The organism is Streptomyces sp. BF23-19, assembly GCF_041106355.1.
Lineage (GTDB): Bacteria > Actinomycetota > Actinomycetes > Streptomycetales > Streptomycetaceae > Streptomyces > Streptomyces virginiae_A.
Genome location: NZ_JBGBPT010000061.1, coordinates 23284 through 34424, shown reverse-complemented (window position 1 = coordinate 34424; position 11141 = coordinate 23284). Strand labels below are relative to the sequence as shown.

The window sequence follows — 11141 nt, the reverse complement described above, 5'->3', positions numbered from 1 at the left end:
GGCCGGTCAACAAGTAAACGCCCCCTGCTCCCTCGTACCGCCTCAGACCTTTGCAGCGTGCTGGGGAGAGAGCCGCACATCGCCCAACCGGCCACTCGAACGAGTGAACATCACGGATGAGTTGCCGACCAACTCGGGCACCCCGTGCCGGAGCGCCGCCTTGGACAGGTGGTTGAAAGATCGATACGGCCTTTGGCAGGATGCCCGCCCACACCACCGCCCCGTCGCCCCGGCGCTCGCCGACCGCCCCGGGCGGCCGGTGCGCGGGGCCACCGGCGCGCGCCCGATTTGGTACGGACCTCACCGCGCCCGCCGCCTCCCGCGCGGCAGAATGCGGGGATGCGCATCGACCTCGCCTCGGCCCCCGGCCACCAGGAACGCCCCAATGAGGACTGGGTGTCGGCCGCGATCCCCGCTTCGGGCGGCGGCGTCCTGGTGGTCCTGGACGGGGTCACCCCGCCGGGCGGCGACGACGGATGTGTGCACGGGGTGCCCTGGTTCGTGGCTCGCCTCGGCGGCCGATTGACCGAACTGTCCGGATCGCGGCGGGACATGCCGCTCGATCAGGTTCTGGCCGAGTCCGTCCGCGCCACGGCCGACGCCCACCGCGACACCTGTGACCTTTCTCACGTGCGGACGCCGCAGGCGACGGTCGTCGTGGTCCGCTGGGACGCGGCGTACGTGGAACACCTCGTCCTCTCGGACTCCGTACTGCTCCTGCAGGCGCCCGGCGGCGAGGTGACGGCCGTGCTCGACGACCGGCTGGACCGGATCCCGCGGGAGGTGTTGGGCTCGGTGGCAGCGACGGACGCCCTGCGCAACGCGGAGGGCGGCTTCTTCACGGCGGCCGCCGACCCGGCGGTGGCGGCCCGGGCGGTGACCGGGCGCACCCCGCGCGGGTGGGTGCGGGCGGTGGCAGCGCTCACGGACGGGGCGAGCCGGTGGACGGACACCTTCGGGGAGGGTGACTGGGCCGACTGCATGGCGGTGCTGCGGAAGGAGGGTGCGCAGGGCTTGATCGGCCGGGTGCGCGCCGTCGAGTCCGATCCGGCCCGCCCGTCGGCCCGGTACAAGCGGCACGACGACGCGTCGGCGGTCTACGCGGAGCTCTGAGCGGTCCGGCCGACCGCCCTGCGGCGCGGCGCGCGGCGCGGCGTGCGGCGCGCTACTCCCCGCCCGCGTTCAACTGGTTCAGCAGCCGGGCCAGTTCCGCGACCTCGCCGCGGTCCCAGTCGGCGAGCTTGCGCATGTACTGCTCGCGCCGCGCCCCCCGGACCCGCAGGAAGCGCTCCCGGCCCTCCTCCGTGAGGCCGACCAGGGAGGCCCGGCCGTCGGCGGGGTCCGGCTCGCGGGCCACCAGGCCGAGGACCTCCAGGGCCCGCAGCTGCCGGCTCATGGTGGCCTTGCCGACGCCGAAGTAGGCGGCGAGTTCGGTGGCCCGTTGCCGCCCGGCCGCTTCCAGGCGTACGAGGAGCCCGTACGCGGCCGGCTCCAGTTCGGGGTGGAGCTCGCGGGCCATCTCGCCCGAGGAGGCACGGGCCCGCCGGAGGAAGACGGACAGCTCCCGCTCCAGGGCAAGGAACTCCTGGTCTTCACTCCCGTGCACGTCCCGCTCCTTCGATGGTGTCCGGCACCCCGATGGGTGCGGGGCCAGTATTTCGCAGCGGGTGTGCGGACGGCCCGGTACCCCGCCGGAGCGGGACACCGGGCCGTGTGCGTTCGTCAGGCCGCGGCGACGGCCGGGGCCTGCGCCCGCGCCAGGGCGAGCTCCAGGACCTGGCGCACATCCGTCACCGGGTGCACCTCCAGCGTCTCCAGCACCTCCGCCGGGACGTCGTCCAGGTCGGCCTCGTTGCGCTTGGGGATGATGACGGTGGTCAGTCCGGCCCGGTGCGCGGCGAGCAGCTTCTGCTTCACCCCGCCGATGGGCAGGACGCGCCCGGTCAGCGAGACCTCGCCGGTCATCGCCACGTCCGTGCGCACCTGCCGGCCGGAGAGCAGCGAGGCGAGTGCGGTGGTCATGGTGATGCCCGCGCTCGGGCCGTCCTTGGGCACGGCGCCCGCCGGGAAGTGGATGTGCACGCCCCGGTCCTTCAGGTCGGCGACCGGGAGCTCCAGTTCCGCGCCGTGGGAGCGCAGGAAGCTCAGCGCGATCTGCGCCGACTCCTTCATGACGTCGCCGAGCTGACCGGTGAGGGTCAGGCCGGCCGCGCCCGTCTCCGGGTCGGCCAGCGAGGCCTCCACGAACAGCACGTCACCGCCCGCGCCGGTCACGGCGAGGCCGGTGGCGACGCCGGGGACGGCGGTGCGCCGCTCGGCCGGGTCCTGGGCGGACTCCGGTACGTGGTGCGGTCGTCCGATCAGGGCCCGCAGGTCGTCCGCGCCGATGCTGAAGGGCAGTTCCCGCTCCCCCAGCTCGTGCTGCGAGGCGACCTTGCGCAGCAGCCGGGCGAGGGAGCGCTCCAGGGTGCGGACGCCCGCCTCGCGGGTGTACTCCCCGGCCAGCTTGCGCAGGGCGTCCTCCTCCAGGACCACTTCGTCGGAGCCGAGCCCGGCGCGCTCCAGCTGGCGCGGGAGCAGGTGGTCGCGGGCGATGACGACCTTCTCGTCCTCGGTGTACCCGTCGAGCCGGACGAGCTCCATGCGGTCGGCCAGGGCCTCGGGGATGGCTTCCAGGACGTTGGCGGTGGCCAGGAAGACGACGTCGCTGAGGTCGAGTTCCACCTCCAGGTAGTGGTCGCGGAAGGTGTGGTTCTGCGCCGGGTCGAGGACCTCCAGAAGGGCGGCCGCCGGGTCGCCGCGGAAGTCGGAGCCCACCTTGTCGATCTCGTCGAGGAGGACCACCGGGTTCATCGACCCGGCCTCCTTGATCGCCCGGACGATCCGGCCGGGCAGGGCGCCGACGTAGGTCCGGCGGTGGCCGCGGATCTCGGCCTCGTCGCGGACGCCGCCGAGGGCGACCCGGACGAACTTGCGGCCCATGGCGTGCGCCACGCTCTCGCCGAGCGAGGTCTTTCCGACGCCAGGAGGCCCTACGAGGGCCAGCACGGCGCCGCCGCGACGGCCTCCGATGACGCCCATGCCGCGCTCGCCGCGCCGCTTGCGGACGGCGAGGTATTCGGTGATGCGGTCCTTCACGTCGCTGAGGCCCGCGTGCTCGGCGTCGAGGACGGCCCTGGCGCCCCGGATGTCGTACTCGTCCTCGGTGCGCTCGTTCCAGGGCAGTTCCAGCACGGTGTCCAGCCAGGTGCGGATCCAGGAGCCCTCGGGGCTCTGGTCGCTGGACCGCTCCAGCTTGTCGACCTCCTTGAGGGCGGCCTCCCGTACCTTCTCGGGGAGGTCGGCGGCCTCGACGCGGGCGCGGTAGTCGTCGGACTCCTCGCCGTCCTTCTCGCCGTTCAGCTCGCGCAGTTCCTTGCGTACGGCTTCCAGCTGCCGCCGGAGCAGGAACTCCCGCTGCTGCTTGTCGACGCCGTCCTGGACGTCCTTGGCGATGGACTCGGCTACGTCCTGCTCGGCGAGGTGGTCGCTGAGCGCCTTGACGGCGAGCTTGAGGCGGGCGACCGGGTCGGCGGTCTCCAGCAGTTCGACCTTCTGCTCGACCGTCAGGAACGGCGAGTACCCGGAGTTGTCGGCGAGCGCGGACACGCCTTCGATCTGCTGGACGCGGTCCACGACCTGCCAGGCGCCGCGCTTCTTGAGCCAGCTGGTGGCGAGTGCCTTGTACTCCTTGACCAGTTCGGTGACCGCCCCGGGCAGCGGATCGGGCACCGCCTCGTCGACGGTCTCGCCCTCGACCCAGAGGGCGGCCCCGGGGCCGGTGGTCCCGGCCCCGATGCGGACCCGGCCGAGGCCGCGGATGAGCGCTCCGGGGTCCCCTCCGGAGAGCCGGCCGACCTGCTCGACGGTGCCGAGCACACCGGTCCCGGCGTACGTGCCGTCGATGCGCGGCACGAGCAGGACCCGGGGCTTCCCGCTGCCGCTCTTGCCGGCGGCGGCCTGCGCGGCCTCCACGGCGGCGCGTACCTCGGCGTCGGACAGGTCGAGCGGTACGACCATTCCGGGCAGCACGACCTCGTCGTCGAGCGGCAGCACGGGCAGGGTGAGTGTGACGGACGTCGAAGCCATGATCTTCCCTCCGGCAGTGAAGTTGAGCTCTGCCGACTCAATGCATGTGCGCCTCCCGATGTTCCCCACCGCCCGTTCGCCCGGGGCGAACGCGTCAGACGGCGGAGAGGTGGATGTCGCCCGAGCTGGTCTTCACCGAGATGTGGGAGGGGGCGGAGGGGTCGTCGGGAAGGGTGATGTCGCGGTCGCCGGAGTCGGTGGAGGCCTTGATCGCGTACGGGGTGCGGGGGGCCTTCAGGGTGACGTCGCCCGAGGAGGTCTCGGCGAGCACCGAGGACGGGGTCTTCGTGAAGTCCACGTGCGCGTTGCCCGAGCTCGAACGGACCTCGGCACTCGGGCCGGACAGCCCGGTGGCGGTGATCTCGCCCGAGGAGGTACGGACCTTCAGCGGGCCGCCGATCCGGTCGGCCGTGACCCCGCCGGAGTCGGACTCCGCCTCGGCCCCCGCCACACCCGTCACCGTGATGTCCCCGCTGGAGCTCTCCAGGTCGACCGTGGCGGTGGCCGGGACCTCCAGTCGGTAGTCGACGTAGCAGTTCCCGGAGCAGTCCTTGCTGAAGGTCAGTACGCCGCCGGTGACCTTCTGGCCGGTCTCCGGGACGGTGTCCCCGCGGTAGTGGACCGTGCGCTTGATCGTGACGCCGGGGCCGGTGCCGGGGGTGACGTCGATCGAACCGGACCGGACACCCGTCAGCTTCACCGCCGTGACCGCCTCCGAGACCGTGGCATCGGCGGTCGCCGTCTTGTAGGCGCCGTCCGCGAGGGAGCCCGAGAAGGAGCAGCCGGCCAGGAGGAGGCCGGCGCCGAGGGCGGTGATCGCGGTGCGGGCCGTGCGGGCGGAGGTGAGGTGAGTGGTCATGGCCCGAGTCTGGCCGGGGAGCGTGCCCCGGGCCGATGGTGCACGTACCCGGACCTTCGGTGGGGCTAACCCCCGCCCGCTCCTCCCCTCCGCTACAGGTCGGTGGTGACGGGGAGTTCGGAGGGCATGCCCCACTCGCTCCAGGAGCCGTCGTACACCGCGATCTCCTCGTACCCGGCGAGGTCGGCGCCGAGGGCCAGGACACAGGCGGTCACCCCGGAGCCGCAGCTGAGGTAGAGCCGTTCCCGTTCCCCCGTCAGCGTCCGGAAGGCCGCGCGCAGTTCCCCGGCGGACCGCATCCGCCCGTCCCGGTCCTGGAGTTCGCCGAACGGCAGGTTGACCGCGCCCGGCATGTGGCCGCCGCGCAGGCCCGGTCGGGGTTCGGGGGCGGTGCCGGTGAACCGTTCGCGGGTGCGGGCGTCGAGGACGGCCGCCGTCGGATCGGTCAGGGCCCGCGCGACGGTGGCACTGTCGACCAGCAGCCCGGCCCGGGGGCGGGCGGTGAAGGAGCCCCGTTGGCCTTCGTACGCCGGGCCCGTGGGCGAGGTCGGCAGGCCCGCGGCGGTCCAGGCGGGCAGTCCCCCGTCGAGGACGGCGGCCCGGTCGAAGCCCATGGCGCGCAGCATCCACCAGGCGCGGGCGCTGGAGTAGACGCCGGCGCCGTCGTAGACGACGACGGTGTCCGAGTCCGCGACGCCGAGGGCGCGCATCGCCTCGGTGAACTCCGGGGCTCCGGGCATGGTGTGCGGGGCGGGCGCGGTGTGGTCGGACAGGGCCCCGTCGAGGTCGAAGGGGCGGGCGCCCGGGATCCGGTGGGCCGCGCCGCGGTGGGCGCCGACGGAGGCGTCGAAGAGGACCAGGCCGGGCGCGCCCAGCCGGCGGGCGAGCCAGTCGACCCCGACGAGCGGTCCCGGCAGGGCTTCGGGCAGGGCCTCGGACCCGACGTCGGGCAGGGCCTCGGACCCGACCTCGGGCAGGGCTTCGGGCAGGGCTTCGGACGCGGCGTCCTGGGGCGGGGTCATGCGGCTCCTCCGGCTGTACGACACGGGTCGCCCCATCCTCCGACGCGGCCCGGACCGGCTCCTCCCGGGGGGGCGGCCCCGCCGGGTCAGCCGCAGCCGCCCGGCCGGGCGTAGACCGCCACCCGGGCCCCGCGCACCGCGGTCACCGAGCACAGGTCGAAACCGGCGGCCAGCTCCGCCCGCTTGACCGCCTCCCGCGGGTACGGGTCCAGCGGCTGGCCTTCCGGGTCCAGCAGGGCGATCACCCGGGGCGAGGCGAGCAGCGCCGCGCGGATCCGGTCCGGGGGCAGTTCGGTGCCCTGGAGGCTGTGCGAGGCCGCCGGGGTGCGGTCCAGGGCCACGTCGCGCAGCTCCCCGTACGGCTCGGGCGAGGACAGCAGCCACTCGCGCCTGCGCGAGGGCATGAACACCACCGCGTCCCCGGGCCGCGCCCGCTCCCGGACCGCGGCGGCCACCGCGAGCACGTCGTCCTTGCGGCTCTCCGGCGTGCGCAGCCACACCGACCAGATGCCGAACGGCACCAGGAGCGCGCCCGCCAGGAGCCACGGCCACCAGCCGCGGGCCCGCGCGAGCCGGACCCCGACCAGCAGGGCGAGCCCGGCCAGCGCGTAGATCACGTACCGGTCGACGTACCAGGGGTTGACCAGCGAGATCACCATCAGCACCCCGGGGGGCAGCAGGACGAGCGGGAGCGCCACCCGTACGAGGTCGCTCGGAGCCCCCCGCGCGAGCAGCAGGGCCGCGCCGCCCACCACCCCGTACGCCACCCAGTCCTGCCAGCTCGGCCGCCCGAGCCAGCCCAGCTGTTGCTCGGCCTGCCGGGCGCTCACCACGGCCAGCGGCAGCAGCAGGACCGCCACGGCCGCGGCGCCGCGCCGCCAGCCGGGCGAGCGCCACGCGGTGAAGGCGTGGGCGAGCAGGGCCAGCGCGGCGAACTCGTGCAGCCAGCAGCCGAGCAGCAGCACCACCGTGTAGGCCGGCCACCGCTCGCGCAGCATCAGGTACGTCGCCCAGACCACGACGGCGGCGACCAGGGCGTACGAGCGCCCCTCCTGGGCGTACATCTGCACGGGCGGCAGTACGGCGTACGCGCAGCCCGCGAGCAGTGCCTCCCGCTCCCCCGCGAGCCGGTGGGCGACGGCGGCCACCCCGGCGGCCGCGAGGGCGGTGGCGGCGACGGAGGGCAGGCGCAGGGCCCACAGTCCGCCCTCCCACACCTGGAACAGCCCGTGCATGAGCAGGTAGTGCAGGCCGTGGACGGCGTCGACCCGGCCCAGCAGCTCCACGATCTGGCCGAGCGGCCGGTGGGCCACCTGCCAGGTGACGGACTCGTCGCGCCACATGCTGCCGCCGCGCTCCAGGCCCCACAGGCCGAGGACCACGGCCAGCAGCGGCGGGATCAGGCGCCAGGGGGCGATCCGGCTGATGTCGGCCTCCGCGTGCGGTCGTGACGGGTGTCGGAACGGGGATGCGGACTCCATACTCGGGGTTGGACCCGAGTCCCGGCGGAGGTGGGTGTGCACGCGTTACGAGCGGCCGCGGTGGCGGTGCTGAGCACGGTGGTCCTGGCGGGCTGCGGGCCCTCGGACCCCGGAGGCGGCGACGACGCGCCCCCGAAGGCCTCCACGGAGCCGGGCGCGAGCGCGAGCGCGTCCGGGACCCGAGCTCGGGTCCGAGTACGAGCCCCGGCACGAGCCCCGGTACGGGTGCGGGGGCGACGGCCGACCCGAGCACGAGCCCCACGGCCGGTCGGGTCCCCGCCCCCGGCGAGACCCTGGTCCGGGTCACCCGAACCGGTGGCTTCGCCGGGCAGACCCACACGCTCGTCGTCAAGGGCGACGGCTCCTGGAGCCGGCTGGACGCGAAGGCACGGCCCACGGGCACCGGAAAGCTGTCCGCGGCGGAGCTCGCGGGCCTGCGCACCGCCCTGCGGGAGGCCGACTTCGCCCGGCTGCCCCGGATCGCGACGGGCGGGCCCACGATCTACGACGGGTTCTTCTACGCCTTCGTGCACGACGGCCACGAGGTGGCGGGTGACCAGGGGTCCCTGCCGGAGGCCTTGACGAAGGTGCTGGACGCGCTGCCCCCGTTCACCGGCGGTGGCACACCCTAGCTCTGTGGCCGGAAAGGTTTGCCGGGGCGCGGTGTCCGGTGCGGTGCATCGCAAGGCGGAGGGGGCCGCGGGCCGTACCGGACGTACTTCCGTGGTCCGACAACGCGGCGAGGTGCCGTACCGGGCGCCGTGACCCGGTGGACCTTTCCGGTCACAGCACTAGGGGGTGGCGATGTCCCGCAGCAGCCGGTCCAGGAATCCGCGCAGCCGGGCCGGCATGTCCACGCTGCCGGGGGTCAGCACCCACTGGATCTGCAGGCCGTCCATGACGGCGAGGATCTCCCGGCCGACGGCCTCGCAGTCGATGTCGGGGCGCAGTTCACCGCGTGCGACGCCCGCCTCCAGCAGGTCGACGGTGTAGCCGAGCACCCGGGCGTAGCGCCGGGTGAAGTAGGCGTGTGCCGGGTGCTCCGGGTTGCCGGACTCGCCGACCAGGGTGTTGAACATCCGGACGATGCCGGGCCGCCGTTCGTTGTCGGCGGCGAGGTCCACGACGGTGGCGAAGTGGGCGGCGACCGACTCGGCGGGCTCGCTGAAGAGCCGCTCCACGTCGTGCCGTTCGCTCTGGGCGAGGACCGACAGCAGCAGGTCCTCCTTGCCGCGGAAGTGGTGCAGCAGTCCGCCCTGGGTGATCCCGCAGTCGGCGGCGATGCGGGCGAGCGAGGACGCGTTGAAGCCCCACTGCGCGAAGTGCTCGACGGCGGTGTCGAGGATCTTCTGCCGCCGGGCGTCGCCGACCGCGTAGGTCCCGCGGGCCGCGCCCTTCGAGGCCTTGCGCTCCGTCCGCCCCGTGTCCTGTGCCATGCCGACACCCTAGGCCGTCTCCTTCGGATCTTGCCGGGCCTTGCCGGTCGGGCCGGGCTCGCGGTGTCCGGCCCGACAGGACGCCCCCTCGGCCGCGGCCCTTTCGAGCCGCTCGACCCGCTCGACCCGCTCGACCCGTGCGACCCGTGTGACCCGGCTCACTTTTCAAAAACCTAGCAGGTGCATGGTTTTCAGTTCTACCGTGGCCGTGCCGATCCGCCCGGTCACGTGCACCAGGAGCCCCGCCATGAACGCGACGCCCGCATACGAAGACGCTGCGCTGCCCGTCGGGCGCCGCGTGGAGGACCTGCTCTCCCGGATGACGCTGGAGGAGAAGGCCGGTCAGCTCTTCCACTCGATGCTGATGATGAACGCGGACGGCACCCCGGTCACCGAGACCGACGGCTCGATGCTCCCCTTCACCACGCCCGAGCTGATCGAGGACCGCTTCCTCACCCACTTCAACCTGCTCGGCACCTACGGGCCCCGCGAGATGGCCCGGTGGCAGAACGCCGTCCAGGAGATGGCCGCGGCCACCCGGCTCGGCATCCCGGTCACCCTCTCCACCGACCCGCGCCACACCTTCACCGACAACGTCGGCGCCTCCTTCAACGCCGGCGCCTTCTCCGCCTGGCCGGAGGCCCTGGGCCTGGCCGCCATCGGCGATGCCGAGCTCGTCCACCGGTTCGCCGACACCGTCCGCCGCGAGTACCTCGCCGTCGGCTTCCGCGTCGCCCTGCACCCGCAGATCGACCTGGCCAGCGAGCCCCGCTGGGCCCGCCAGTCCGGCACCTTCGGCTCCGACGCGCGGCTGACCGGCGAGCTCGTGGCGGCGTACGTACGCGGCCTGCAGGGCGCGACCCTCGGGCCCGGGTCGGTGTCCGCGATGGTCAAGCACTTCCCCGGCGGCGGCCCGCAGAAGGACGGCGAGGACCCGCACTTCGCGCACGGCAAGGAGCAGGTCTATCCGGGCGGCATGCGCGAGCACCACCTGGAGCCGTTCAAGGCGGCCGTCGCCGCCGGGTGCGCGCAGATGATGCCGTACTACGGGCAGCCGATGGGCACGGACTGGGAGGAGGTCGGCTTCGGCTTCAACAAGGGCGTGGTCACCGGCCAGCTCCGGGAGGAGCTCGGCTTCGAGGGCATCGTCTGCAGCGACTGGGGGCTGCTGAACGACGCGACGATCTTCGGGCAGGTGCACCCGGCGCGCGCCTGGGGCCTGGAGCACCTGAGCGTGGCCGAGCGGGCGGCCCGCGCCCTGGAGGCCGGGTGCGACCAGTTCGGCGGCGAGCAGTGCCCCGAGGTCGTGGTGGAGCTGGTCCGCTCGGGCCGCGTCGCCGAGTCCCGGATCGACGACTCGGTACGCCGCCTGCTGCGGGAGAAGTTCACGCTCGGCCTGTTCGAGGACCCGTACGTGGACCCGGACGCGGCGGCCGAGATCGTCGGCCGGGCCGATTTCACGGCTCTGGGGGCGGCGGCCCAGCGCCGCTCCCTCACCGTCCTGACCAACCGGGACGGCCTGCTCCCGCTCGCCACGGGGCCGAAGCTGTACGTGCGGAACGTGGACGCGGCCGTGGCCGCCGGGTACGGCGAGGTCGTCGCCGACCCGGCCGACGCGGACCTGGCCGTTCTGCGGCTGCGGACCCCGTACGAGCCGCGCGAGAACACTTTCGAGTCGTACTTCCACTCGGGTTCGCTGGCCTTCCCCGAGCCCGAGCTGGCGGAGGTCCTGGCCCTCCTGGACCGGGTCCCGACCCTGGTCTGCATCAATCTGGAGCGGGCCGCCGTCATCCCGGAGATCGCCGAGCGCGCGGCGGCGCTGATCGCCGACTACGGCGCCGGTGACGCCGCCCTGCTGGACGTGGCCTTCGGCCGCGCCACCCCCGAGGGCCGGCTCCCCTTCGAGCTCCCGCGCTCGATGAAGGCCGTCGAGGCCTCCCGTCCGGATGTGCCGAACGACACGCTCGACCCGGTCTTCCCGCACGGTCACGGACTGACCCTGTAGGTGCCTGTGGGCACCCCCCGGACGCCCCTCGGAGGGCAGCAACGGCGAGGCACCTGACCGGTCTCGCCCGCCGGGTGTCGGTCCCGTGGGGGGACCGACACCCGGTACATCACATTCCGTTTACTGTGGTCAAGCACATATGCCATGTCCGAACCCCACGTAGCCGCAGGCCGACGCCTCCTCTACGCTGCACCCCATTCACGCGGGATC

The 11141-nt window shown here is 73.8% G+C and carries 9 protein-coding genes; 3 read left to right on the top strand and 6 right to left on the bottom strand.

Annotated features, from left to right (window positions below):
- The first annotated feature begins 339 nt into the window (after window positions 1-339).
- Window positions 340-1113 carry a protein phosphatase 2C domain-containing protein gene (locus tag AB8A24_RS29295; protein ID WP_369478036.1) on the top strand — a complete coding sequence of 258 codons (774 nt, stop codon included), beginning with the start codon at window positions 340-342 and terminating at the stop codon, window positions 1111-1113.
- A 52-nt stretch (window positions 1114-1165) separates the two neighbouring features.
- Here AB8A24_RS29295 and AB8A24_RS29290 read toward each other — a convergent pair whose 3' ends face one another.
- The 5 genes from AB8A24_RS29290 to AB8A24_RS29270 all read right to left on the bottom strand — a co-directional run bounded on the left by AB8A24_RS29290 (window position 1166) and on the right by AB8A24_RS29270 (window position 7490).
- Complete coding sequence (locus AB8A24_RS29290; RefSeq protein WP_033218751.1) at window positions 1166-1606, bottom strand: MarR family winged helix-turn-helix transcriptional regulator; 441 nt, start codon at window positions 1604-1606, stop codon at window positions 1166-1168.
- A gap of 116 nt (window positions 1607-1722) precedes the next feature.
- Window positions 1723-4128 carry an endopeptidase La gene (lon, locus tag AB8A24_RS29285; RefSeq protein ID WP_328961702.1) on the bottom strand — a complete coding sequence of 802 codons (2406 nt, stop codon included), beginning with the start codon at window positions 4126-4128 and terminating at the stop codon, window positions 1723-1725.
- Window positions 4129-4222: 94 nt separating this feature from the next.
- Window positions 4223-4987: a DUF4097 family beta strand repeat-containing protein gene (locus tag AB8A24_RS29280; RefSeq protein ID WP_328961703.1), complete on the bottom strand. Its 765-nt coding sequence runs from the start codon at window positions 4985-4987 to the stop codon at window positions 4223-4225.
- A 92-nt stretch (window positions 4988-5079) separates the two neighbouring features.
- A complete protein-coding gene (locus AB8A24_RS29275; RefSeq protein ID WP_328961704.1) occupies window positions 5080-6009 on the bottom strand; it encodes a sulfurtransferase in 930 nt (309 codons plus the stop codon).
- Between the two features lie 86 nt (window positions 6010-6095).
- Window positions 6096-7490 carry a glycosyltransferase family 39 protein gene (locus tag AB8A24_RS29270; protein ID WP_328961705.1) on the bottom strand — a complete coding sequence of 465 codons (1395 nt, stop codon included), beginning with the start codon at window positions 7488-7490 and terminating at the stop codon, window positions 6096-6098.
- Between the two features lie 8 nt (window positions 7491-7498).
- On the opposite strand from AB8A24_RS29270, the gene AB8A24_RS29265 reads away from it, so the two are divergent.
- Entirely contained in the window at window positions 7499-8122 is a 624-nt protein-coding gene (locus AB8A24_RS29265) for a hypothetical protein (protein WP_369478035.1), read from the top strand.
- Between the two features lie 159 nt (window positions 8123-8281).
- Here the strand turns inward: AB8A24_RS29265 and AB8A24_RS29260 are convergent, their stop codons facing one another.
- Window positions 8282-8926, bottom strand: coding sequence for a TetR/AcrR family transcriptional regulator (locus AB8A24_RS29260; RefSeq protein WP_328961707.1), 645 nt, complete (start codon window positions 8924-8926; stop codon window positions 8282-8284).
- Between the two features lie 247 nt (window positions 8927-9173).
- Here AB8A24_RS29260 and AB8A24_RS29255 point away from each other — a divergent pair, with 247 nt between their 5' ends.
- Entirely contained in the window at window positions 9174-10931 is a 1758-nt protein-coding gene (locus AB8A24_RS29255; protein WP_369478034.1) for a glycoside hydrolase family 3 protein, read from the top strand.
- Window positions 10932-11141: the final 210 nt, after the last annotated feature.